This window comes from Bacillus spizizenii TU-B-10, from assembly GCF_000227465.1.
GTDB classification, from domain to species: domain Bacteria; phylum Bacillota; class Bacilli; order Bacillales; family Bacillaceae; genus Bacillus; species Bacillus spizizenii.
This window is the reverse complement of the sequence record NC_016047.1, coordinates 1,449,482-1,472,789: the sequence shown is the minus strand read 5'-3', so window position 1 is coordinate 1,472,789 and position 23,308 is coordinate 1,449,482. Positions and strand designations below refer to the sequence as shown.

Genomic DNA, 23,308 nt, shown 5'->3' with positions numbered 1-23,308 from the left:
TGCAAGAAAGAGAAAAAATACCGCTCCTTCGCATAAAGAAGCAGTATTTTCCCAATCGCCGGCGTCAGTTTTTATCCGCCCATTTTAAATCGATATAGCCGACAGGATGCCGGACGATTCCCTTTACATTTTCGTTTTGCAGGTTGACCTGGTTGTAGAAATAAACCGGAATGATCGGCGCTTCATTGACCAGCAGCTTTTCCGCTTGATGCATTAGGGAGAAACGCGTTTTTTCATCGGCTTCATGTTTCGCCCGCTTGATCAGCTGATCGTATTCTTTATTGGCCCAGCCTGTGCGGTTCATCGAATTTCCTGTTTGGAAGGCTTCCAGAAAACTGATAGGGTCCGCGTAGTCAGGCAAAAATGAGCTTTGAGAGAATTGGAATTTCAGCGCTTTTTGATCCTCTAAAAATACGTTCCATTCCATATTGGCCAGCTTCACATCGACTCCAAGGGTATTTTTTAATTTTTGCTGGATCGCCTCAGCAATCTTTTTATGCTCCGGCTTTGTGCTGTAAGTAAGAGTAATCGCAGGAAGCTTATCATAGTTTTCTTCCTTCATGCCTTTTTCCAGCAGCTGCTTCGCTTTGCTTTCATTTGGTGTGACCAGGTCTCCGCCCGCTTCACGGAAATCCTTGCCGTCAGGCTGCGTAAATCCAGGCGATACAAAGGCGTGTGCCGGTTTTTCGTTATTTTTCGTGACGTACTTTACAATTTCCTCCTGATCGACAGCCATCGCAAAGGCTTTTCTGATGTTTTCATTTTGGAACGGCTCCATGTTCACATTAAACCGGTAGAAATAGAGGCCCGCCTGGTCAACAATACTGACATTGTCCTGATCCAGCAGCTGATCGCTTAATTCAGCAGGGACATAAGCGGTATCCAGTTCACCAGACTGAAACATCTGATAATCTGTATTTCTGTCACTGACCATCGCCCATTTCACCTTATCAAGCTTCACGGTATCTTTATCCCAATACGTGTCGCTTTTCTCCATTGTGATGCTGTCATCATGCTTCCATTCCGTCAGCTTAAACGGACCGTTCCCGACAAATGTATCTGCCTCAGCAAACCACTTTGGATTTTCTTTATCGACCTTTTCGTTTACTGGAAAATACGCCGGATTGGACACGACGCTGAGAAAATATTTTTGCGGTGCTTCAAGTGTTACTTCAAGGGTTCGATCATCCTTTGCCGACACCTTCACACCGTCTTTTTTCCCTTTCCCGCTGTTATACGCTTCGCCGCCTTCAATAAAATAGCCGAGAAACGCAGATGAAGCGCCTTTTTTCGGATCAAGCATCCGTTTCCACGCGTATTCAAAGTCTCCGGCCGTTACCGGATCTCCGTTTGTCCATTTCGCATTTTCTCGAATCGTAAATGTGTAGGTTTTTTTATCTTTTGATACAGACCACTTTTCCGCCATTGCCGGTTCAGGCTCATTCTCTTTGCCAAGACGTGTCAGCCCCTCCATGATGTTATTTAACGGCTGCCACGACACATTATTAAAACCGATCGGTGGATCGAACGAAGTCGGTTCATTTTCGTTATTTACATACAGCACCTTTTCCCCGCTTGTTTTTGCCTTATCATTACCGCTTTCCTTTCCGGCCTGTTCGTTCGCTGTACATCCCATCAGTGCAAACGAAAGTCCTAATGCAAGGCCCATTCCCCATAGCTTTTTCACTCGTTTCATCCTCTTCCCCCTTTTCATGATCAATCCTTCGCACCTCCGGACAGCATTGCATGTTCAGCCCGTTGATCCTGCAGCCAGCAGTTGACGGTGTGCGTGTCAGATCTGATGGTCTTGCCCGGGTATATCCTGTCACATACGATCATCCTGTTCGGACAGCGGGCGGCAAACGGGCAGCCTGGCGGAGGTGAAAATAAATCCGGCGGCGTTCCGTCAATCGGAATCAGCTCCGCGCCCTCCATATCCAACCGCGGGACAGAGTTCAGCAGCCCTTTCGTATAAGGGTGCTGCGGCTGATAAAAAATATCTTTTCTCGTGCCGATCTCCGCCATTTTACCGGCATACATAACTGCAACTCTGTCAGCAACCTGGGCAACGACCCCTAAATCGTGTGTAATCAAAATGACAGACACATTCGTTTTTCTCTGAATCTCTTTAAACAGCTCCAAAATCTGCGCTTGAATGGTCACGTCAAGGGCAGTGGTCGGTTCATCTGCGATTAAGATGTCTGGCTCGCAAATCAGCGCCATCGCAATGACAATCCGCTGTCTCATGCCGCCGCTGAATTGATGGGGATACTGTTTGAGACGCTCTTCGGGATCAGGAATGCCGACCAATGACAGCATGGACAGTACCTCTTCCCGTACCGCCTTTTTGCTCATTTTTTTGTGGCGCAGGAGCGCTTCCCCCAGCTGATCTCCGACAGTCAGCGTCGGGTTTAATGCTGTCATCGGGTCTTGAAAAATCATAGATATGTCGGCTCCCCTTATGCTTCTCATTTCTTTGTCAGAGAGACGGCAAAGGTCTTTGTTTTTAAATAGGATGCTGCCGTCCGTCACTTTCGCCGAATAGGGCGGAAGCAGGCCCATGATGCTTTGGGAGGTAACGCTTTTGCCGCAGCCGGATTCGCCGACGATTGCAAAGGTTTCACCTTGATACAAATCAAAGCTCACCCCTCTGACCGCCTGAACCGTCCCGCCGTAAGTCGTAAAAGAAACGTGCAGATTTTTGACTGACAGAACTTTTTCCATACAGCTACCTCCTCAGCTTAGGGTCGAGCGCATCCTGTAATCCGTCCCCCAGCACATTAAACGCATACATCGTCAAGGAGATGAAAAAGGCCGGAAAAAACAGGCGCCACCAATGCCCGGACAAAATCGTAGGCAGGCCGTCATTCGCCATCACACCCCAGCTTGCAAACGGAGCCTGTATGCCGAGGCCGAGAAAGCTTAAAAAAGATTCTGCGAATATAGCGGCAGGTACGGTTAATGTCATTTGTACGATGATCGCTCCCATTGTATTCGGCAGCAGATTCTTCCGGATGATGCGAAAGGTTTTCGCACCAAAGGTTTTCGATGCGAGTACGTATTCATAATTTTTAATCTGAAGCACCTGTCCTCTTACAATTCTCGCCATCCCGACCCATCCGGTCACAGTCAGTGCCACAATAATGGTGCCCAGTCCCGGCCCCATCAGCACCATCAGCAAAATGACAACAAGGAGATACGGCAAGCCATACAGCACTTCGATAATCCGCATCATGATGCTGTCAGTCCTGCCGCCTTTATAGCCGGCAACGCCTCCGTAAATGACACCGATCACAAAATCAATCAGCGCTGCCATCACTCCGACAAATAACGAAATCCTCGCTCCATACCATGTTCGGGTAAACACATCCCGGCCGAGCTCATCGGTGCCGAACCAATGATCGGCTGAAGGCGGGAGATTTTGCTCGGTCAGCGATTGGCGCGCGACACTATGGGGCGATAAAAAGGGCCCAATAACTGCCATGACAAAAAGAAATAAAAGAATAAAGAGTCCCGCCATCGCTAATTTATTTTTCTTCAGCCTCCTCCAAGCATCCTGCGTGTATGACAAACTCGGCCGCTTGACCGAATCGGCTTCTCGAGTTTTTTCCTGATTCGAGACAAACCACTCATCCGGCACCTGAATGTGCTGCTCTGGCTGGCGTTCATTTGTTTGTACAGGGAGATTCACACGCTTCACCCTTTCTTATGCAGTTTAATGCGCGGGTCCAGCAGACCGTAGGCCAAATCGACCAAAAACAGCATGATGATCAGAATGACGCTGTAAAAAACGGTCGTTCCCATAATCACGGGATAGTCCCGCTGATTAATACTTTCAACAAAATATTTTCCCATTCCCGGAATGGCAAAGATTTTTTCAATGACAAAGCTTCCTGTTAAAATACTTGCGACGAGTGTGCCCAGGACGGTAATGACGGGCATGAGTGCATTTCTGAGTGCGTGTTTTACGATAATTTTGAACGGAGAAAGCCCTTTTGCCTTTGCAGTGCGGATATAATCCTGTGTCAGGACTTCGACCATGCTTGACCGTGTCAGCCTAGCAATGATCGCCATTGGTCCTACAGCAAGCGCTGCGGTCGGAAGCACCATATGGACCGGGCTCGTCCATGTGGCAGCGGGAAATAGTTTGAGATTGACGGCAAATTGCTGAATGAGCAATGTTGCCAGAATAAAATTCGGGATGGAGATGCCGAGTACCGCGAGACTCATCGCGGCGTAGTCCAAAAAGCCATTGCGGCGGAGCGCAGCGATTACGCCCAGCACCAGCCCAGAGATCACGGCTATGACAATGGCTGTCATTCCAAGCTCAAAGGAAACGGGAAATCCGCGTTCCAGCATATCATTTACGCTGTCTGACGGTTTTTTAATTGAAGGTCCGAAATCGAATGTAATGATGGATTTTAGGTAGATGATGTATTGGAAAATGAGAGGATCGTCTAAGTGATAGTAGGCTTCGAGATTTTTTTGAACGGCTTCATTTGTACCTCTCTCCTCGTTAAAAGGAGATCCGGGAATGACCTTCATGAGAACAAAAGTCAGGGTGGTAATCACCAAAATCGTAGCTACCATTGCCCAAAAACGCTTCATCATGTATCGCGCCAAAGCCTCAACACCCCTTTAGCAGAATGATGTCCGCATCGCAAGCTCAGTCATGACAAGCATCGCCTGATAGGCTTCAAGCATGTCCTTCGCCTGAAATTGAACGGTTGTGGTTCCCGGCTTTATTTCAGTTCCCGGCATCAGATTCGCCCATTCTGCTTGGCCGTAATTGGCGAACTCAATGCTCAGAACCGGTCTGTCAGGCGGTGTGAGCGGTTTGACTTTGTCCTTGTTTTGCAGGGCAAATGCGGTTTTTTCTGTCAGCAGCCGGCCGGCTTTCGCAGGGGACAAACACTTCACTGCGGATCTTGAAATGGTTTGTTTGACAGCGGCTGTCGTAACATTCGGAATGAGCTCTTCCGCTTCCTTTGCCGCCCGGTCATCTCCGGCTACCATTAAGACCGGGACATCATAATAACCGGCAACGTATGCATTTAACCCGAGCTCACCGACAGGCCGATCGTTTATGTAAAAATGACGGACGCCGAAAATCATGCTGTGTGACATCACACCGGGGGTTGAAGCTCTCGCATGATAACCGAGAAACAAAGCGCCTGTAAACGTATCATCCAGCCCCTCTACCATTGAAAATGGTTTGACGTCACCGGATATCAAGTCTGCTTCAGGGTGAAGCCTTTCAACCATCAGATTATTCATCTTCGAATGGCTGTCATTGACAAGCACCTCGGTACACCCGCTGTTAAACGCTTCGGCAATACAGTAGTTTGCTTCTTCAGTCATGATGAGCCGCCCGCGTTCATAATTGCGCTTGCCGGAATCCACAAAGGTATCGTCCGGAAGACCCGAAATACCTTCCATATCTACTGACATGTACAGTTTCATAACGTTCCTCCTTTTTTACTAAATTATGAATATTCTAACAAATTATATTAAAAAAAGAGGAAAAATGCAATATAACTGAAGGAAATCACAACGATTCAATGATAAAAAAAATCCTCTTTTAAGGATTCAACAGATAGTTGACAACATCCTAAAACGGTTTTCGTTTTGGGATGTTGTCATCATTTCAGCGTGATTGAAAACCCTTGAAGTCTAGGAAGGACGAGCATTGGAGCAGGCCTTTCACAGGATGTGATGACGGCGATGTTCAGGCAGGACGCCTGAACATCGCCGTTCCTTTGAGAATGTGAACACCAACGCACAGATCTGACAAAGAATGCGAGGCTTTGTCGACACGCTGAAGAATCCTCTTTCAAAGGATTCATGTCTGTTTCTCCGCCTGTTCTGTAAGAAGCTTATATTTTTTCAAGGTTCTTTCAAACACCTCATCAAAAACGTCCGGCACAGAGGCGTGTATCACTTCAGCTCCCTCACCTGTAATTCCGCCTTTCGTTGCGACACGTTCCAGCGTTTCCTCGAAAGACATCTTCTTTTCGATCAGCAGCTTGCCAGTTCCGTATAGTGAATGAATCAGAAAATCAAAGGCTTCTTCTTTGGACAGGCTGCTGTTTCTGACTGCAGACAGAGCCAGTTCTTCGAAGACTGCAGCTATGAACCCTGGTGCCGAGCTCGTCAAATTGCTGGCGGCATCCAAATTCGATTCTTTGATTTCTCGTACACGGCTGAAAACCGATAACAGTTCATTCAGGCGTTCTTTTTTATCCGCTGTCAGTGTTTCACTGTGAACGACAAGCGAGATGCCCGCTCCTGCTTCGGATGTAATCGCAGGAATGAAACGTGATATACCGGCTTCCGTTTCAGCCTCCAAAAGACGCAACGGCACACCGGCAGCAATGGAAACGATATGCGTATTCCTGTTCACATACGGGTGCAGACGGCGCAGCGTTTCAATCATATTTAGCGGCGGGACACATATAAAAATCAAACGGCACGTTGCCGCCCAGTTCTCGAGCGAATCAGCCGATACATTTGGATAATCTGACATCAGCGCCTGCAGCCGCTCCCCCTTCGTTCTTGTTTCAATAAAGAGCTCATGCTCCTTGATTTGTTCATGCTTCAACAGCTGCCTGGCGATCATATCGGCCATGCTGCCATATCCAATCAATCCAATCTGTTCCATCGACTCAGTCCTTTCATATACAATATGAAGTGTACCGTTTTCCGCACTTTTTCACAATTTCCCATAATCTTTTCATTTTTATCCCACAGTTTTTGTTTATGATAAACTCAAGTCATAAACCTATCATAATCAAAAAGAAATTAGTGAAAATAGAGAAACGGAGTGAACATGATGGATAACTATCGTGACGAAAACAGAACGGAAGGCAATGAGAGTGAGGTCTTTCTAGCGAAAGAGAACGATCAGAGCACCTCCTACTCAGCCCGCAATGTCATTCATGATCAGGAGAAGAAAAAACGTGGGTTCGGATGGTTCAGACCGCTGCTTGGCGGAGTGATCGGCGGCAGTCTCGCCCTTGGCATTTACACGTTTACACCGCTTGGCGACCATGATTCTCAGGACACTGCAAAACAATCAGCCAGCCAGCAGCAAACACAATCTGTTACAGCTAAAAGCACGTCCTCTGAATCTGGCAAAAGCACGTCAAGCACAAGCAGCTCATCTGCATTTAAGAGCGAGGATTCTTCTAAAATCTCAGATATGGTGGAAGACATTTCACCGGCGATTGTCGGTATTACAAATCTTCAAGCTCAGTCAAACAGCTCTTTGTTCGGCTCTAGTTCATCTGGTTCCAGCGAAGATACAGAAAGCGGTTCAGGATCTGGTGTCATTTTCAAAAAAGAGAACGGCAAGGCTTATATTATTACGAATAACCACGTCGTAGAAGGGGCATCTTCACTGAAGGTCTCTTTATATGACGGCACTGAGGTGACAGCAAAGCTGGTAGGCAGTGACTCCTTAACAGATTTAGCGGTCCTCCAAATCAGTGATGACCACGTAACAAAAGTGGCAAGCTTCGGTGATTCATCTGATCTCAGAACAGGCGAGACCGTCATTGCGATTGGAGATCCGCTCGGAAAAGACCTGTCCCGCACAGTAACACAAGGAATTGTAAGCGGTGTGGACAGAACGGTTTCAATGTCAACATCAGCCGGTCAAACAAGCATTAATGTGATACAGACTGACGCGGCAATTAACCCAGGTAACAGCGGCGGCCCATTGTTAAATACTTCCGGCAAAATTGTCGGCATTAACAGTATGAAAATCAGTGAAGATGATGTAGAGGGCATCGGATTTGCAATTCCAAGCAATGACGTAAAACCGATTGCAGAAGAATTGCTGTCTAAAGGACAAATTGAACGTCCGTATATCGGTGTCAGCATGCTTGATTTAGAACAAGTGCCGCAAAACTACCAAGAAGGCACACTCGGCCTGTTCGGCAATCAGCTAAATAAGGGCGTATACATCCGTGAGGTCGCTTCAGGCTCTCCTGCTGAAAAGGCTGGATTGAAAGCGGAGGATATTATCATCAGCCTGAAAGGCAAAGAAATCGATACAGGCAGTGAATTGCGCAATATCTTATATAAGGACGCAAACATCGGTGACACTGTTGAAGTGAAAATTCTCAGAAACGGCAAAGAAATGACGAAAAAAATCAAACTCGACCAAAAAGAAGAAACAACTTCGTAAGACATAACGCCTCAGGCCGCAAAAGCGGTCTGAGGCTTTTTTATTAGACTAGAGACCTAACTGCTCTATGAAACTTTCTTCCGAGGCATCCGTATATATGACAGACTGACATCATTCTCATCCGATGCTTGAGACATCGTTTGCAAGGAGGTATGAACATGAAAACCGTGGGATTGAGTATGATCTGCGCAGGATTGGCTTTTCTCTTGCTAAGCTTTCTTCTCTCTGAATCGACGTTGACGTGGGGAGTTGTACTGGGTACCAGTATTCTATTAAACGTCACTGGTACGGCAGTGATCATGCGTTTCTTAAAAGCCCCTCAATATAACAGCTGACATGCAGCAAAGCCGAAGACGAAATCTTTAAGCTTTGCTGTTTTTATTTCAGCATGACTGAACCGCAGTGCAAGTTCACAATCCCTTAGTCCTATCAAACGATCAGCATCTGTTGCTTTGATCATCGCGCAGAACATAAAAAGCCCCTGTCCGTCACGGACAGGGGTTTCAGGTTACGACATATGCTGGTCTCTATAGAGTCTTTTATTTTCAATTCCATATGATTTCTGAACGATGTAAAGCGGCCTGTCTTTAGCTTCATCGTAGATTCTGCCGATATATTCGCCGATCATGCCCAGAATTAGAAGAACGATGCCGCTGAACAGGAGCTGGATCACAATAAGTGATGACCAGCCGGTAATCGTGCTGTCTGTGAATAGCTTCAGATACAGCACGATAAACATATACAGAAATCCAGCACCTGACATTAACATCCCCGCATAGCTCGCCAGCTTCAGCGGTTTGTGCGAAAATGTCGTGATGCCATCCATTGAAAGCTTCAGCATTTTCTTCAGCGGGTACTTTGTTTCTCCAGCAAGCCTTTCATCACGTACATACTCGACCGCTGTCTGTTTGAAGCCCACCCAGCTGACGAGCCCTCTGACAAAAGGATTTTTTTCTTTTAATCTCTTCATTTCATCACAGACTTTTCTGTCCATGAGGCGGAAATCCCCTGTATCAATCGGGATATCAATATCCGTCATGCTGCTTAGAAGCCGGTAAAACATAGCCGCAGTTTGTTTTTTGAAAAAGGTTTCCCCTTTTCGTTTTGTCCGTACGGCGTATACGACCTCATAGCCTTCCTTCCACTTGTCAATCATATCTAAAATCAGTTCAGGAGGGTCCTGCAAATCGGCGTCAATGACGACGATTGCATTCCCCAGTGCATAATCCATACCCGCTGTAATGGCGATCTGGTGCCCAAAGTTCCTTGAAAAATCAATGATTTTCACTCTCGGATCGATCAGGCTGTGTTCTCTTAAAATCTCAATACTGCGATCTTTGCTTCCATCGTTGACAAAAAGCAGCTCGTAGTTTTCCTTCGTTTGATCCATGACCTCTTTTAAGCGCTGATAGGTTTCATGAATGACAAGCTCTTCGTTATACACAGGTACAACAACTGAATATTGAATATGTCTGCTCATGCTTTTTCCTCCTATTCATCAGCATGTAGTTCGTATAATGTAGCTGACTGATTCATTCCGCCAGGTCCGCCACCCATTTGGCTGTTTTCGCCTGAAGACTTGCTGTTGTTTGAAGTATCAGCTGAATCAGTATTTTCTGTTTTCTGATCAGATGATGATTGTTGATCAGAACTTGATTGCCACTTATCTGAAGACACTTCTTTCCCATTTTTCTCAACCCATTCAACAATGTCATTGTTTCCGCCTCTTCCTCTTCCAGAAGCTAAGAAGTATTTCACTTTTCCTTCTTTTACAAGCTTTTTGAATTGAGTCAGCGTGATAGCCGGGTCAGAACCGCTGAATCCGCCAATAGCCATGACAGCTTTTTTCGTTTTAATAATATATGGCGCCGCTGTGTTCGAGTCGGTTGTGGCGAACAGGTATTCAGCTCCGGAGTTATTCTCCTCTAAATATTTGATCAGTTTTTCATTTACAGTTGCATCAGACATTCCCATGCCTTTTCCGCTCATGGTGGATGCAAGCTGAGGACCTGTTTCAGGCTGTGAGCTGTTGCCCCCGTACAGAAGCGGTGTGCTTGCCCAATAAATCGGCATCACCAGCAATGCGAGAAGAGCTGCAAGTGATACATAATAACTGATCGGTTTTTGGCGCTGTTTGAACAGCAGCAGAGCAATCGCTGACATCACGCCGATAATTCCTACGCCAATGCTCCAGCCTGCACCAATTTGATCGTTGTAGTTTCTGAGAATAAACAATTCAAATCCAGTTGTCGCAATAATCGCTGCCGGCAGTAGCCATGATTTCCAGCCTGTCTGATTGCGGTGCAGGTGAACAAGGGCAACCCATCCCGCACCGACAAGAGCCGCTATCGGCGGTGCCAGCATAATGAGATAATAATGATGGAAAAATTCTGCAACACTGAAGAATCCGGCAATCGGAACAAGCCATGCAACCCAGAACACCGTTTCCTTCTGCTCTGCAGATAATCTTCTTCTTTCTCTTGCCCCAGCGATCAGTAAGCCTGCGATTCCAAAGATCGCAAATGGCAGAAGCCAGCTGATTTGATCAGATAATTCTTGTTGGAAAAGCCGCAGCGGACCAGGTGTTCCCGTTCCGAACATTCCTGAACCTGATTGCATTTTCGAGCTGGTTCCTGCACCGCCTTTCCCTCCGTCTCCACCAGGACCGCCTTGGCCGCCATCTCCGCCGCTTGGAGGGCCTCCTTGACCGCCGCTTGGCATTTCACCATTGGATGGAGGTGCCGTTATATTGCCATTTGATGATTTGTCATCACTTAATGAGCTGCTGCTTGATGACTGATTAAGCGGTGCTTGATTTTGTGTTGAACTGTTATCAGAAGAAGACATTTCTTTTGAAGCGTCTCCGTTTGGTCCGCCCTGGCCGCCGCCGGAATTTTGGCCTGTCAGCCGCTGAATCCCGTTATATCCGAAAGCCAATTCCAAAACGGAGTTGGTCTGGCTGCTTCCGATATAAGGCCGCTTGCTTGCAGGGATATTGTCAACAATGAGCGGCCATGATAAGGAAACGGCTGTTAATACAGCTAAAGCACTTACCAAGGAAATGATTTTTTTCTTGATTGTGGCGTTTGCCGCAATCAGATAGAACAATAAGAAGGCCGGCAAAATCATATAAGCTTGAAGCATTTTTGTATTGAAGCCTACTCCAACAACGAAAAATGCTGCTAACAGCCAGATCAGCTTTCCTTTTCTGATCGCTTTAAAGAGAAGCCATGTGGCCAGCAATAAGAAAAATACTAGTAATGCATCAACATTGTTTGTACGTGCTACAGCTACAGCAATCGGTGTACATGCCATAACAAATGAGGCAATGCGCGCCGCTGTTTTTCCGAATGTCGGCTTAATCAGCAAGTACATAAGGAGGACTGAACCTACACCCGCTAATGCCTGAGGCAGAATGACGCTCCACCCATGCATACCAAATATCAATGCACTGATCGTTTGGATTTGGTATGTAATAGGCGGTTTATCAACTGTTATAAAGCCGGCAGCATCGAACGAAGCATAAAAGAAATTATGAAAGCTTTGCATCATACTTGTAACTGCCGCGGTGTAATAAGGATTCACCGTGTCGTCCGTCCAAATGTTATAGATATTTAAGAATGCAGATGCGAGCAAAATGAGGATGAGGACAATATCCAGCTCGCGTTTTTTCTTTTCCACTTTTTTTCACTCCTTTTTGTCTAACTTTGAAATAGTGTAACAAGCAAATATGAATAAACTATTAATAAACAAAGACAATATTTTTGCCGAGACCATTTCATGCCAATCGCCCATATATACAACGGGGTTTAAGCCATTTCTCCCAATCGGCATCTGATATTTCCTCCCAAATAAGCCATCCTGTTCATGTCAAAATGTATGACGATATTAAAAAAAGCCTTCCGGCAGCGCCGGAAGGCAAATCAATTACAATTTATTGAATCGGTTTTAGTTTTGCTTCAATTTCAGCTCTTCGATGCTCAAGATACGGCGGAAGTGCGATCGTTTGGCCGAGCTCATCAAGGTTTTCATCAACCATAAAGCCCGGACCGTCAGTTGATAACTCGAACAAAATGCCGTTCGGCTCTCTGAAATACAGCGCCTTGAAGTAGTAGCGTTCAACGATGCCGGAATTGCTAAAGCCTTCCCGGCTGATGATCTGGTGCCACCCGGCAAGTTCTTCTTCATCTCTTACCCGAAATGCAACATGGTGAACACTTCCTTTGCCTTGGCGCTCGCGGGGAAGATCGTTTCTTTCTATTAAATGGATTTCCGTTGCAGCACCGCCTTCTCCAGATTCCAAAATAACGGCGGTTCCTTGTCCTTCGACTGTTTCACGATTGTTTTCTGTAAATCCAAGAATATTCGTCAATACGTGTAAGGTTGGTTCAGCATATGGCACAGTCAGTTCAACCGGCCCTAACCCGCGAAACGAAAATTCTTCTGGAATGTCGCCTTGTTTAACAGGCAGGCCATATCCTTTTCCTTTCTCATCAGCAGTCAGCACAAGGCGCTGTCCTTCATGATCTTGGAATGCCAATATGTCACGTCCCGCTCTTTGGGTGATGCCGCTATGCGCCACCTGATGCTCTTCAAAACGTTCTTTCCAGTAATGCAGGGCTTCTGTGCTTGGAACGCGCAAACCAATAGAAGAAATACTGTTTGTTCCCGCATGAAACGGCGCAATGCGGGGGATCTCGAAAAACGTCAGCTCAGTTCCCGGATTTGCCACTTCATCTCCGTAGAACAGATGGTACATTGTCGGTTCATCCTGATTGACGGATTTTTTGACAAGTTTTAATCCTAATACTTTCTTATAGAAATCTAAGTTTTTTTGTGCGTCGGCCGTTAATGCCGACACGTGGTGAATGCCATTAACTTTCATATACTGTCCCTCCAGGTCATTTTATCTCGATTTCGAGATATCGTATCATAGTTGTATATTTATTGTTCTAATTACAAGGTATTTTATTCGCATGGGAAAGTCAACATATCAGCTTCAGCGAAGGTTCGTTATTTTGCTGGGTTCTCATCGCATCCTCAGTTTCGGTTAAATCCCGCCCGAAAAACACGAACTTTCTAACTAAAAAACCATATATTCATTCGCTTATCACTTATTAAATCAGACGTTTTCACAGGTTTACTAACCACAAACAAAGCAAATATCGAAAATCAGAAAATTTATTTTATTTCACTTTTCTAAAATAGGGTTTACAATATGAAAAAAGATTCTTCTCATGAAGCTTCAACATCATAGGAGGTTAATGACATGCATACTGAAGACAACGGTTTGAAAAAAGAGATAGGCCTCTTGTTTGCCCTTACTCTTGTCATCGGAACCATTATCGGTTCAGGTGTTTTTATGAAGCCTGGCGCTGTGCTCGCTTATTCAGGTGATTCAAAGACAGCGCTGTTCGCCTGGCTGTTAGGCGGTATTTTAACATTGGCAGGCGGTTTGACAATCGCGGAAATCGGAACGCAGATTCCAAAAACCGGCGGGCTTTATACGTACCTTGAGGAAGTATACGGCGAGTTTTGGGGATTTTTGTGCGGCTGGGTGCAGATTATCATTTACGGTCCGGCGATTATCGGTGCGCTGGGTTTATATTTTGGATCTTTAATGGCCAATCTTTTCGGCTGGGGATCTGGACTATCAAAAGTAATCGGAATTATAGCAGTTCTCTTTTTATGTGTCATTAATATTATCGGTACAAAATACGGCGGCTTTGTCCAAACACTGACAACGGTCGGAAAGCTGATTCCGATTGCATGCATCATCATCTTTGGCCTTTGGAAAGGCGATCAGCACATCTTCACAGCAGTAAACGAAAGCATTGCCGATATGAATTTCGGAGCAGCGATTTTGGCTACATTGTTTGCTTACGACGGATGGATTCTCCTGGCCGCTCTCGGCGGAGAAATGAAAAATCCCGAAAAGCTGCTGCCACGCGCAATGACGGGCGGATTATTAATCGTAACAGCCATCTATATTTTCATTAATTTTGCATTGCTTCACATCCTGTCTGCGAACGAAATTGTCACACTTGGTGAAAATGCGACAAGCACTGCTGCCACCATGCTGTTCGGGTCAATTGGCGGAAAGCTGATCAGTGTCGGGATTATTGTCAGCATCTTCGGCTGCTTAAACGGAAAGGTCCTTTCTTTCCCGCGTGTATCATTTGCGATGGCAGAACGTAAACAGCTGCCATTTGCTGAAAAATTGTCACAAGTACACCCGACGTTCCGCACACCATGGATTGCGATTTCCTTCCAAATTATCGTGGCTTTGATTTTGATGCTGATCAGCAACCCTGATAAGCTTTCGGAAATCTCTATTTTCATGATCTACATTTTTTATGTGATGGCCTTTTTTGCGGTATTTATCCTCCGCAAGCGAACAAAGGGAGAAAAGCGCGCTTACAGTGTTCCGCTATACCCATTCATGCCGATTTTGGCCATCGCAGGTTCATTCTTTGTGTTAGGAAGCACACTCATTACAGATACACTGAGCTGCGGTTTATCCATCCTCATCGGCCTTGCCGGACTGCCTGTTTACTACTGGATGAAAAAACGAAAAGCAAGCTGATAAAACGGTTCCCTTGTTTAGGGAACCGTTTTTTGGTGAAACAGAAGATAAAAGTTGACAGGAAAAATACAACTTTTGATATACTTTTTACGTTAAGCTGAAAGATTGTGCAAACTTGGGTCGTTTTTTTAAACCGAAGTAGGCCAAAATAAGTGGACATGATTTGCTGAAAAAGTCAAGCCGTGTTTTTTTCGACTTAACCTGTTTTTTTTCGACAAAAGGCTATATAATAATTTGATGTGTGCATTGTCTCATTCAAACTATGGAGGGTTTTTAATGATAAGAAGAAAAAAAGATAAGTTCTCACTCCTTTTAACAGAAATCGCAAAAAATATAGACGAAACTGCCGAATATTTTGTGAACTTTAAGGTCACAAACCAAACGACGCTTAAAGAATTCGCAGATACGTTAAAAGAATTTGAAACAAAAGGTGACAATCATGTTCATGTCATGATTAAAGAGCTTAACAAAGCGTTCATCACTCCTATTGAACGCGAAGATATCCTTCAGCTGACAAACAGCCTGGATGATGTGCTCGACGGAATCGAACACTTCTCTGCCATGATGGAGATTTTCTCGATTACTTCATCAGACGAGCATATCGATAAATTCAGCGGATACATCAGAGAATGTGCCAAAGAAATTTTAATTACAATTGAGCTGCTGGCAGAAAACCGCTTAAAAGATATTCAGCCTCACGCGATCAAAATTAAAGAGTATGAGCACAGCTGTGACAACCTGCACAGAAAATCATTAAAGAATCTTTTCGGAAATGAAACAGATCCGATCAAAGTCATTCAATATCGTGAAATTTACGAAACGCTTGAAGAAATAGCCGATTCTTGCCAAAGTGTTGCCAATAATCTTGAAACCATCATTATGAAAAACGCGTAACGAGGGGTTAAAATGGATATTCTATTAATATTAACGATACTAATAGTCATTTGTGCTCTGGCGTTTGATTTCATCAATGGGTTTCATGATACGGCGAACGCAATTGCGACTTCAGTATCGACAAAAGCGCTGAAACCGCGCCATGCCATTATAATGGCGGCTGTGATGAACTTTATCGGAGCAATGACATTTACAGGTGTTGCCAAAACCATTACGAAAGACATTGTAGACCCTTATACATTAGAAAATGGCTCTGTCGTAATTTTGGCTGCATTAATCGCTGCGATTGCCTGGAACCTGATCACATGGTACTACGGCATCCCAAGCAGCTCATCCCATGCCATCATCGGAGCTATTGCCGGTGCCGCCATTGCGTCAGCCGGATTTGCTGCGTTAAATTATAAGGGATTCATTAAAATCATTGAAGCACTTATCTTTTCACCGATTATTGCCTTTGTCCTTGGCTTTATTCTTTACAGCATCGTCAAGCTGATTTTCAAGGACAGCAATTTGGCGAAAACGAACAAGCAATTCCGCAGAGTGCAGATTGTAACAGCTGCCCTGCAATCGTATACACACGGAACAAACGATGCTCAAAAAGCAATGGGAATTATCACAATGGCTCTCATCACAGCGAATTTACATACTTCGTCTAACGATATTCCAACTTGGGTGCAATTCGCCTGCGCGACAGCCATGGGTCTCGGAACATCAATCGGTGGCTGGAAAATCATCAAAACCGTTGGCGGAAAGATCATGAAAATTCGTCCGGTAAACGGTGTTTCTGCTGACTTAACCGGTGCAGCTATTATTTTCGGCGCCACATTTATTCATTTGCCGGTCAGTACAACCCACGTCATTTCTTCATCAATCCTTGGCGTCGGCGCGTCACACCGGGTAAAAGGCGTAAACTGGGGTACGGCCAAGCGGATGCTCATTACATGGATCATCACACTTCCGATTTCAGCGACACTTGGTGCCATTGCCTACTTTATTTTAAATATGATTTTTTAATGTTACACCGCTTCTGTCAAAGGAGCGGTTTTTTTGATGGAACAGGAAAACCAGCCGTATCTCTCGAATACAATAAGCAGAACCTATTTCAGATGTGAGGGATTGATGTATGCTTTTATTCTTTCAGATCATGGTCTGGTGCATCATGGGCGGATTGGGCTTATACGTGTATGCCACGTGGCGTTTCGAATCGAAGGTCAAAGAAAAAATGTCCGCCATCCGGAAAACATGGTATTTGCTGTTTGTTCTGGGCGCTATGGTATACTGGACATATGATTCCTCTTCCCTGTTTACTCACTGGGAACGGTATCTCATTGTCGCCGTCAGTTTTGCTTTAATTGACGCTTTCATCTTCTTAAGCGCATACGTCAAAAAACTGGCCGGCAGCGAACTCGAAACAGACACAAGAGAAATCCTCGAAGAAAACAACGAAATGCTCCACATGTATCTCAATCGGCTGAAAACATACCAATACCTATTGAAAAACGAACCGATCCACGTTTATTATGGAAGTATAGAAGCATATGCTGAAGGTATTGATAAACTGCTGAAAACCTATGCCGATAAAATGAACTTAACGGCCTCCCTTTGTCACTATTCGACACAGGCTGATAAAGACCGGTTAACCGAGCATATGGACGATCCGGCTGACGTGCAAACTCGGCTTGATCGAAAGGATGTTTATTACGACCAATACGGAAAAGTGGTTCTCACCCCTTTTACCATCGAGACACAGAGTTACGTCATCAAGCTGACGTCTGACAGCATTGTCACGGAATTTGATTATTTGCTTTTCACATCATTAACAAGCATATATGATTTAGTGCTGCCAATTGAGGAGGAAGGTGAAGGATAATGGAACGCGCATTTCAAAACGGATGCGAGCCCCGAGCGGCGAAGCCGTTTAAAATCCTGAAAAAACGTTCAACTACCAGTGTCGCGAGCTATCAAGTCAGTCCGCATACTGCAAGAATCTTCAAAGAAAACGAACGGCTGATTGACGAGTATAAACGAAAAAAAGCATGATCACACTAAAAGGACAAGAGAAAACAGCTCTTGTCCTTATTCCTTTTCTTATAAGGGTTACATATAATAAAACAAACAGAGGATATTGTCAGGTGATACAGTGAAAAAATTGGTGAGGCGTGTGAAGTTTGTTGATTACGGAAAGTTTGGCCTTTCCGGGTATTCGCTTCGGGTGAGAGAGCGGAGTGCAGGAATTTTAAAAAAGTTAAAGAAGAAAAAATAAATCCCGGAGAAACTCCGGGATTTTCCGTGCGCTGTGATCAGCTTAATTGTGCAGCGATCTTCGCTTTAGTCGCCGGTCCGTAAATACCGTCGGCGGTTAGACCGTTAACAGACTGAAAACGCGCAACTGCATCAGCTGTTTTCGGTCCGTAAATGCCGTCAATTCCGTTGTTAACAGCTCCTTTATCAGGATAAAAATAAAGGGCCGCCAATGCTCTTTGCACCTGAAAGACGTGTTCTCCTGAGGTGTAAGGCGTTGTTAGTTTGATAATGCCGTCAGGTAGCGGATAGAGTTCTGGTTCTTCAGCGTACGATGGCGCACTTACAATTAACACTTGACCGACCTTGATGAAATTCGGGTCTTCGATATTGTTCCACTCTTGCAGCTGAGCAACAGTAACACCGAACGTTCTCGCTATGGATGTAAGCGTGTCACCTTGTTTCACAACGTAAGTTTGGCTGCCGCCTCCCCCAATCCCTGCTTTAAATGTATCCCACGTATCCAATAGTCTGCGCGGACATTCCTTCCCAGACCAATACTTATGAGGGACGACATTGGCGAGACTGATATTGTGTTCAGACATTAATGTTTTGATGAGCCACTGGGCATTAGCTGTTGCTTGTACAAAATCCCCATCGGTATTTTCACAAATTTCAATCCCAATAGAAGCCCGGTTGCCGCTGCCGTTTCCGTCTCCTGCATGCCAGCCGTTTTCATTTAAAGGCAGATGCTGATAAATTTCTGTATCATCAACTGTAAAATGCCAGCTTGTCGCCGTATCAGGATTTTTCAAATAGCGGGCATGCGCCTCAGCATCCGCTCCGGCTGCAGTGTTCGCTGTATTGTGCACTGTAATGTAAAGCGGCGTCATTGCGTAGCCTGGACGGTTATTTGCACCAACTGGAATAAAGTCTTGAATAATGTTTACCATTTAGATCTCTCCTTATTTGGTCAGATTGTTTTCCTTTAACAAGTCACGCTGTTTTTTCCCTTTTTCTGTTACATAATTGTTTTTAAACCAAGCGGCAAGTGTCGTTCCAATTGTGAAAATGACAGATCCGGCAGAATAAAGAGCGTCAGCAAGCTGATTGACCTGCTCCTCTTCAATGTCCAATGGTGATTTGCCAAGCATCAGCATGGTCTGGTTGATTAATGCAACCAAAAGAAGCACCGTCCTAATGACCGTGCCTTTGTCAAACGTTTTCATAAAAATCCCCCTTTAATGCTGCAGCAGGTTGTACATAATGGCGATGGCTCCGCCAATGATCCCTGTGCATACTGCTGTAATGATGGCACCTGTGATGGTGCGTTTAATCCACGTTGTATTTTCATCAATTTTGTTTAATTTTTCGTTCAGCGTCATGATTTGCTGATCTTGCCGGTCAGACACTCGTTCTAATACGGAAACCCTCTGCTCCAGCGCTTTGTGCTCACCTTTCATGTCTGCTAAATCCTGCTGAACCACATTTACATCTATCTCTTGCTGCATCACTCACTCCTCCTTTACATGCGGATCACCTCCCTTCCGAGGGCCGAAATGGTTATGAAACCACGGTTCCTTTTATCGAAAGAGTCCCGCCGGTGATACTGGCAATCTCCATGATGATCTCCTTAAACCCTTTAATATTAAAGGCCCACGCCTCAGCTTTCCCTAACGTACTCGAGGCAGAGGACGCATCATCAGATTTCACGCCTCTGATCGGAAGTTTCTGTCCTGACATTGATTTCCCCCAAAATTTCACCTCACTCGTTTCCGCTGTGCCGTATACTTCAACGAGTAAATGTGCGGTGCCATCCACGGGTAAAGCGGCACCCTCACCCGCGGACTCGGCATTTTCATGAAAGACAAAGTCAAACGTCTTGCCAGCCTCCACTTTCAGCCGGCCATCGTCTGTCTGAAGCTCCGAAAAGTCTATCTGCAAAGGGGCTTTTTCATTTACACGCACGTCCATTTCTCCCGCACCGACTGATTGGTATAAAACAAACTCAGATTGCTGAAGATTCCCATTCACATAACGGAAGCGGTAATAGCGTTTAGAAAGGTACACCCAGTCTGTCGCTGTCAGGACACCCGCTGCGACATTAACTGCTGCTGTCGTTGTCCAAGCATTGTTATTGTCGCTTTCTTCTATAAAGAGCGTACCTTCACGATCTGCATACGCCCATCCCTTCACTTTCGAAACCAGAACTGCGCCCAGCCTGTCTTGCCCGAGCTGACTGTATGCCTCAGTCGCCTTTAAGGCAGCGTTTGTTAAAATCTCCGCAACACCTGACAAGTTCAAAACAGGTGTCACAAAATCATTTTTTTCTCCTCTATAGGGCTTTACAGCTCCGGCTTTTCCAGTCTTATCGAGAGGAAATTCATATTGATACTTCACCATCTTCATCCTCCTTTTGATCTAAAAACAGGCAAAATAAAAAAGCCTTACATGGCTTTACCGGTAATTTCTTTATACTGGTCAGATGTAATTAGCTTTTTGTTCACACCCTCTGCCAAATCCTCAATTGAACAGTCTTGATACGCGATGGCCTGTTTCACCATATCCGTTGTCGCCCACTCATAATAGAGGGCAAGCACCCAATAATTCATTCAGCATGGCCTCCTTTCAAGGAAAGTAATGCAAGCTTTATATCTGCCAGTTCGCTCCCTAACGTTTTGTTCAGCTCTTCTAGCTGCTTACGAGCCAGCTTTTCTTGTGACAATTCCTGAGCGAGAAGCTCCACCTGATCAGGCGGCTCATACGGTGGGTTTTTTTGCAGCTCTTCCCACCAGGATTCGAGTTCTTTTTGGGTTGGGATTGGGGCGCGCAGGTTCCATTCAGCTATATAAGACCCTTCCCCGTCATTTTGAACGATAAAATCTTTTGTTGGATCTGTATTAGGGTATTTATACATGATTGCTTCTGCGATCATCGTTTTTCCTCCTATACTTATACTGTAGGATAGTTAAGCCCTCCAAGTTCTTGAATGTCTATATAATTGTATACTTCGTTATAATCGGATACACCTCTTCTATCAGTACCATGATAGTTGCAATAGCAATAGATCTCTATATAGTCACCTTTGTTCATAGGAACGGTTACATTACCATTTAAGTCAAGGTTCATTTCATTTTCCTTATCAACAAAGTCCCCTCTCTTATGGTCAATTGGTTTATACAATGATCCATTTAGATAGAGTTTCAAATGAAAATTGATGTAAGCCGGTGTATTTATCATATACAGCCCAACTCCTACTAAAAACATTCCATCATTAGGAGCAACGAATCTACTATTTTTTGTGTCAAAAGCATTGTGACTATCTTTAATTTTGCGATTGAACTGAATTTTTGTATGGGCTGCTTTATCAAGATACTGAATACCTGTAGTTCGGATATACGCATGAGCGAATCCAGAAATTTTATGCCAAGCTGTCCAGCCTGAACCACTCCACCAGTGACGTATCCATGTACCGGTACTATCAATATAACTGCCAGATTCATTTCCAGTCCCATAAAAATATTGAGCAAATCTAAAATCACTGTATTTCTCATTTTTCACGAAGCCATAACGAAGTGGGTAACCGGTATTATTTCCTTGACCTATATCTATTAAAGTTAATCCCTGAGGATACTCATCCCCTCCAGTTCTTGCATCTTGAATTGCATTAGACCCTGTAAGTTTGGTTAATTTTTGATTTGTATAATTTGTGTCAACATAGTTTTTTGCATCAGCTAAGGCTTTATCTGCTTTTGCTTGTGCTCCTTGTGAATATTCGATCTCCATCCATGGAGTCCACTCTTCTGAATCTTGCTTTTTATTTCTGATAAATTTTCTTCTATTGTCTGGAATTGAATCTGAATATCCCGAATAAGAAGTAAACTCTTGATAAGGATAAGTTTCAACATTATAGACAAGCAAATACCCATTTCTATTAATTGGAGCATTTAATTCCGTGGTCGAAGAATAAATATAATAAAATCCTGTTTTTGTTATATTATTTAAATCTTCATTGTAGAATTTTCCCAACGTTCCATCATCTTGAGTCAATTTGAAAATCTGGCTGTTATTCCATTTAGTTTTATCGTTCTGCGTGACATGGATTTCCATGTTATTTGCATGACTGTCCGTATAAAGCTTTGCTGTATTTAAAACAGATTCTAGCTCATCTGATGAAGGAATGGTAATAAACTCAGTCCAGCCTACAGTATCGTACCAATGACGAATAAATACTTTCTTTTGGCCTGTGTTACCGGCATAAAAGAAAATTTGAGCAAAACGGTATTTACTAGATTTTATATTCAGCACTTCACCGTACTCATGGGGATATCCTGTAGACCCCTGAAGAATTCCGACAGTGGTAATACCAATAGGATAGTTGTTTCCTGAGTATGATGCATCTTGATAAAGAGACTCATCGGCAATTTTATTGATATTTTCACTATTCAATTCTTCTGATGTGACCAGACGTTTCCATCCTCTGAATTCCCCGTCAGTATGCACCATTCCAATCCACATGGTGACTTCAAAGCTTTGGTAAGCAACAATTGTTTTTCTGCCGCTTTCACCCTCTATCACGTCGTAGTTATACCAAGCATTATTATCATCAACTGGATTGTTTACTAAATTCTTTCCTACTCCATAATAAAATCCCGTTGATAATGATAGAATATCAGTCCCATCAGGTACCCAGGTTCTTCTGCCGTTATCTTTCGTTAACTTTGTCAGTTGAGCTCCGTTCCATTTCACACGCTCATCATTGGTGATATGAATACTGCTATTATCAGTATGATTGTCTATATAATTTTTAGCATTTTTCTCAGCCTGTTCAGCCTTACTCTTAGATCCAGCTTCTGTCTCGAAAGATACCCATTCGGACCACTCACCGCTGGTTAATGTTTTTCTCCAAATTCCTCCGTCATTTGTCATGGCGATTGCTTCCCCATCATTTTCAGAAGAGTACAAATAAATGCCATTAGTAGGTTGCGGGGGTGTATTCACGCTTGTTTTTGCTGTGTGAAAAGTAAATGATCTCTTTTGTTGAGCAGCTACCTCGTTAAAGTCTTGTCCATTATCAATACTGATAAAGACTGAACCATCATCTTTCGTAATCTTAGATAACTGACCGCCGTTCCATTTCTCCCGCTCTTTCTCTGTAATATGCCGCACCTGATCTTGCACATGCAGTTCAAAATCCTTCTTCGCCGCCTGCTGAACATTATCCAAATTCCCCAGCCCGACTTGTGCCTTTGTTGTGTTATGGGGGTTGTTCATGTCGTTTTTGTGGGCGGCCAGGTCTGTGTGGGCGTCTTTTATTCCTTTTTCCCAGCGGTTGACGTCATCTTCGTTGATTGGGTCATCCGGAAGCCAGTCTGTTTTTTCTTCGTATGCCATGT

Annotated in this window: 25 protein-coding genes; 8 read left to right on the top strand and 17 right to left on the bottom strand. The window is 44.4% G+C overall.

What is annotated here, in order from left to right:
• Positions 1-64: 64 nt before the first annotated feature.
• The 6 genes from dppE to proG all read right to left on the bottom strand — a co-directional run bounded on the left by dppE (position 65) and on the right by proG (position 6,661).
• The gene (gene dppE / locus GYO_RS29365) at positions 65-1,714 is read right to left on the bottom strand and encodes a dipeptide ABC transporter substrate-binding protein DppE (RefSeq protein WP_080010126.1); all 1,650 of its coding nucleotides are present in this window, start codon (positions 1,712-1,714) and stop codon (positions 65-67) included.
• A gap of 2 nt (positions 1,715-1,716) precedes the next feature.
• Positions 1,717-2,724: a dipeptide ABC transporter ATP-binding subunit DppD gene (dppD, locus tag GYO_RS29360; protein ID WP_014113513.1), complete on the bottom strand. Its 1,008-nt coding sequence runs from the start codon at positions 2,722-2,724 to the stop codon at positions 1,717-1,719.
• Between the two features lie 4 nt (positions 2,725-2,728).
• Entirely contained in the window at positions 2,729-3,691 is a 963-nt protein-coding gene (gene dppC / locus GYO_RS29355) for a dipeptide ABC transporter permease DppC (RefSeq protein ID WP_014113512.1), read from the bottom strand.
• A gap of 5 nt (positions 3,692-3,696) precedes the next feature.
• Complete coding sequence (gene dppB, locus GYO_RS29350; protein ID WP_014113511.1) at positions 3,697-4,623, bottom strand: dipeptide ABC transporter permease DppB; 927 nt, start codon at positions 4,621-4,623, stop codon at positions 3,697-3,699.
• A 15-nt stretch (positions 4,624-4,638) separates the two neighbouring features.
• Complete coding sequence (gene dppA, locus GYO_RS29345) at positions 4,639-5,463, bottom strand: D-aminopeptidase DppA (protein ID WP_014113510.1); 825 nt, start codon at positions 5,461-5,463, stop codon at positions 4,639-4,641.
• A gap of 379 nt (positions 5,464-5,842) precedes the next feature.
• Positions 5,843-6,661, bottom strand: coding sequence for a pyrroline-5-carboxylate reductase ProG (gene proG / locus GYO_RS29335; RefSeq protein ID WP_014113509.1), 819 nt, complete (start codon positions 6,659-6,661; stop codon positions 5,843-5,845).
• Between the two features lie 171 nt (positions 6,662-6,832).
• Between proG and htrA the strand changes: the two genes are divergently transcribed.
• Together htrA and GYO_RS43960 are read left to right on the top strand one after the other, a co-directional pair.
• Positions 6,833-8,191, top strand: a complete 1,359-nt coding sequence (gene htrA, locus GYO_RS29330; protein WP_041520926.1) for a serine protease HtrA — start codon at positions 6,833-6,835, stop codon at positions 8,189-8,191.
• A gap of 158 nt (positions 8,192-8,349) precedes the next feature.
• A complete protein-coding gene (locus tag GYO_RS43960; protein ID WP_041520925.1) occupies positions 8,350-8,526 on the top strand; it encodes a hypothetical protein in 177 nt (58 codons plus the stop codon).
• 173 nt (positions 8,527-8,699) lie between these two features.
• On the opposite strand, the gene GYO_RS29320 is transcribed toward GYO_RS43960, so the two are convergent.
• The 4 genes from GYO_RS29320 to GYO_RS29310 all read right to left on the bottom strand — a co-directional run bounded on the left by GYO_RS29320 (position 8,700) and on the right by GYO_RS29310 (position 13,076).
• Positions 8,700-9,671, bottom strand: coding sequence for a glycosyltransferase family 2 protein (locus GYO_RS29320; RefSeq protein WP_014113506.1), 972 nt, complete (start codon positions 9,669-9,671; stop codon positions 8,700-8,702).
• Positions 9,672-9,682: 11 nt separating this feature from the next.
• Positions 9,683-11,872, bottom strand: a complete 2,190-nt coding sequence (locus tag GYO_RS29315) for a glycosyltransferase family 39 protein (RefSeq protein ID WP_014113505.1) — start codon at positions 11,870-11,872, stop codon at positions 9,683-9,685.
• Between the two features lie 6 nt (positions 11,873-11,878).
• The gene (locus GYO_RS43695; protein ID WP_120698821.1) at positions 11,879-12,025 is read right to left on the bottom strand and encodes a hypothetical protein; all 147 of its coding nucleotides are present in this window, start codon (positions 12,023-12,025) and stop codon (positions 11,879-11,881) included.
• Positions 12,026-12,125: 100 nt separating this feature from the next.
• On the bottom strand, positions 12,126-13,076 hold the full coding sequence (locus tag GYO_RS29310; protein WP_014113503.1) for a ring-cleaving dioxygenase: 951 nt from the start codon (positions 13,074-13,076) through the stop codon (positions 12,126-12,128).
• A gap of 384 nt (positions 13,077-13,460) precedes the next feature.
• Between GYO_RS29310 and steT the strand changes: the two genes are divergently transcribed.
• From steT to spoIISC, 6 genes are all read left to right on the top strand, one after another.
• Positions 13,461-14,777: a serine/threonine exchanger gene (gene steT, locus GYO_RS29305; RefSeq protein ID WP_014113502.1), complete on the top strand. Its 1,317-nt coding sequence runs from the start codon at positions 13,461-13,463 to the stop codon at positions 14,775-14,777.
• A gap of 276 nt (positions 14,778-15,053) precedes the next feature.
• On the top strand, positions 15,054-15,671 hold the full coding sequence (locus GYO_RS29300) for a DUF47 domain-containing protein (RefSeq protein ID WP_014113501.1): 618 nt from the start codon (positions 15,054-15,056) through the stop codon (positions 15,669-15,671).
• Between the two features lie 12 nt (positions 15,672-15,683).
• Positions 15,684-16,685 (top strand): inorganic phosphate transporter, encoded by a 1,002-nt coding sequence (locus tag GYO_RS29295; protein ID WP_014113500.1) that lies wholly within the window; start codon positions 15,684-15,686, stop codon positions 16,683-16,685.
• Between the two features lie 109 nt (positions 16,686-16,794).
• Positions 16,795-17,541: a toxin-antitoxin-antitoxin system toxin SpoIISA gene (gene spoIISA / locus GYO_RS29290; protein WP_014113499.1), complete on the top strand. Its 747-nt coding sequence runs from the start codon at positions 16,795-16,797 to the stop codon at positions 17,539-17,541.
• Positions 17,541-17,711 carry a three component toxin-antitoxin-antitoxin system antitoxin SpoIISB gene (spoIISB, locus tag GYO_RS29285; RefSeq protein ID WP_003239095.1) on the top strand — a complete coding sequence of 57 codons (171 nt, stop codon included), beginning with the start codon at positions 17,541-17,543 and terminating at the stop codon, positions 17,709-17,711. Before spoIISA ends, spoIISB begins: the two co-directional genes overlap by 1 nt.
• A gap of 85 nt (positions 17,712-17,796) precedes the next feature.
• Positions 17,797-17,934 (top strand): three component toxin-antitoxin-antitoxin system antitoxin SpoIISC, encoded by a 138-nt coding sequence (spoIISC, locus tag GYO_RS43690; RefSeq protein ID WP_136654612.1) that lies wholly within the window; start codon positions 17,797-17,799, stop codon positions 17,932-17,934.
• A 37-nt stretch (positions 17,935-17,971) separates the two neighbouring features.
• Here the strand turns inward: spoIISC and GYO_RS29280 are convergent, their stop codons facing one another.
• The 7 genes from GYO_RS29280 to GYO_RS44315 are packed head-to-tail and all read right to left on the bottom strand — an operon-like array spanning position 17,972 to position 23,306.
• The gene (locus tag GYO_RS29280) at positions 17,972-18,865 is read right to left on the bottom strand and encodes an N-acetylmuramoyl-L-alanine amidase (protein ID WP_014113497.1); all 894 of its coding nucleotides are present in this window, start codon (positions 18,863-18,865) and stop codon (positions 17,972-17,974) included.
• A gap of 12 nt (positions 18,866-18,877) precedes the next feature.
• Positions 18,878-19,141, bottom strand: a complete 264-nt coding sequence (locus tag GYO_RS29275; RefSeq protein WP_014113496.1) for a phage holin — start codon at positions 19,139-19,141, stop codon at positions 18,878-18,880.
• A 12-nt stretch (positions 19,142-19,153) separates the two neighbouring features.
• Positions 19,154-19,423: a hemolysin XhlA family protein gene (locus tag GYO_RS29270; protein WP_014113495.1), complete on the bottom strand. Its 270-nt coding sequence runs from the start codon at positions 19,421-19,423 to the stop codon at positions 19,154-19,156.
• A gap of 52 nt (positions 19,424-19,475) precedes the next feature.
• Complete coding sequence (gene xepA, locus GYO_RS29265; protein WP_014113494.1) at positions 19,476-20,315, bottom strand: phage-like element PBSX protein XepA; 840 nt, start codon at positions 20,313-20,315, stop codon at positions 19,476-19,478.
• A gap of 44 nt (positions 20,316-20,359) precedes the next feature.
• A complete protein-coding gene (locus GYO_RS29260) occupies positions 20,360-20,524 on the bottom strand; it encodes an XkdX family protein (protein WP_014113493.1) in 165 nt (54 codons plus the stop codon).
• The gene (locus tag GYO_RS29255) at positions 20,521-20,847 is read right to left on the bottom strand and encodes an XkdW family protein (RefSeq protein ID WP_014113492.1); all 327 of its coding nucleotides are present in this window, start codon (positions 20,845-20,847) and stop codon (positions 20,521-20,523) included. The genes GYO_RS29260 and GYO_RS29255 overlap by 4 nt, the downstream gene beginning before the upstream one ends.
• A gap of 17 nt (positions 20,848-20,864) precedes the next feature.
• Positions 20,865-23,306: a pyocin knob domain-containing protein gene (locus GYO_RS44315; RefSeq protein ID WP_014113491.1), complete on the bottom strand. Its 2,442-nt coding sequence runs from the start codon at positions 23,304-23,306 to the stop codon at positions 20,865-20,867.
• Between the last annotated feature and the right edge of the window lie 2 nt (positions 23,307-23,308).

Excerpts from the sequence above, each read along its gene's own strand:
- dppE (WP_080010126.1), bottom strand. The coding sequence starts at position 1,714 with ATGAAAAGGGGGAAGAGGATGAAACGAGTGAAAAAGCTATGGGGAATG.
- dppD (WP_014113513.1), bottom strand. The coding sequence starts at position 2,724 with ATGGAAAAAGTTCTGTCAGTCAAAAATCTGCACGTTTCTTTTACGACT.
- dppA (WP_014113510.1), bottom strand. The coding sequence starts at position 5,463 with ATGAAACTGTACATGTCAGTAGATATGGAAGGTATTTCGGGTCTTCCG.
- proG (WP_014113509.1), bottom strand. The coding sequence starts at position 6,661 with ATGGAACAGATTGGATTGATTGGATATGGCAGCATGGCCGATATGATC.
- htrA (WP_041520926.1), top strand. The coding sequence starts at position 6,833 with ATGGATAACTATCGTGACGAAAACAGAACGGAAGGCAATGAGAGTGAG.
- GYO_RS43960 (WP_041520925.1), top strand. The coding sequence starts at position 8,350 with ATGAAAACCGTGGGATTGAGTATGATCTGCGCAGGATTGGCTTTTCTC.
- GYO_RS29320 (WP_014113506.1), bottom strand. The coding sequence starts at position 9,671 with ATGAGCAGACATATTCAATATTCAGTTGTTGTACCTGTGTATAACGAA.
- GYO_RS43695 (WP_120698821.1), bottom strand. The coding sequence starts at position 12,025 with ATGCCGATTGGGAGAAATGGCTTAAACCCCGTTGTATATATGGGCGAT.
- GYO_RS29310 (WP_014113503.1), bottom strand. The coding sequence starts at position 13,076 with ATGAAAGTTAATGGCATTCACCACGTGTCGGCATTAACGGCCGACGCA.
- steT (WP_014113502.1), top strand. The coding sequence starts at position 13,461 with ATGCATACTGAAGACAACGGTTTGAAAAAAGAGATAGGCCTCTTGTTT.
- GYO_RS29300 (WP_014113501.1), top strand. The coding sequence starts at position 15,054 with ATGATAAGAAGAAAAAAAGATAAGTTCTCACTCCTTTTAACAGAAATC.
- GYO_RS29295 (WP_014113500.1), top strand. The coding sequence starts at position 15,684 with ATGGATATTCTATTAATATTAACGATACTAATAGTCATTTGTGCTCTG.
- spoIISA (WP_014113499.1), top strand. The coding sequence starts at position 16,795 with ATGCTTTTATTCTTTCAGATCATGGTCTGGTGCATCATGGGCGGATTG.
- spoIISB (WP_003239095.1), top strand. The coding sequence starts at position 17,541 with ATGGAACGCGCATTTCAAAACGGATGCGAGCCCCGAGCGGCGAAGCCG.
- GYO_RS29280 (WP_014113497.1), bottom strand. The coding sequence starts at position 18,865 with ATGGTAAACATTATTCAAGACTTTATTCCAGTTGGTGCAAATAACCGT.
- GYO_RS29275 (WP_014113496.1), bottom strand. The coding sequence starts at position 19,141 with ATGAAAACGTTTGACAAAGGCACGGTCATTAGGACGGTGCTTCTTTTG.
- GYO_RS29270 (WP_014113495.1), bottom strand. The coding sequence starts at position 19,423 with ATGCAGCAAGAGATAGATGTAAATGTGGTTCAGCAGGATTTAGCAGAC.
- xepA (WP_014113494.1), bottom strand. The coding sequence starts at position 20,315 with ATGGTGAAGTATCAATATGAATTTCCTCTCGATAAGACTGGAAAAGCC.
- GYO_RS29260 (WP_014113493.1), bottom strand. The coding sequence starts at position 20,524 with ATGAATTATTGGGTGCTTGCCCTCTATTATGAGTGGGCGACAACGGAT.
- GYO_RS29255 (WP_014113492.1), bottom strand. The coding sequence starts at position 20,847 with ATGATCGCAGAAGCAATCATGTATAAATACCCTAATACAGATCCAACA.
- GYO_RS44315 (WP_014113491.1), bottom strand. The coding sequence starts at position 23,306 with ATGGCATACGAAGAAAAAACAGACTGGCTTCCGGATGACCCAATCAAC.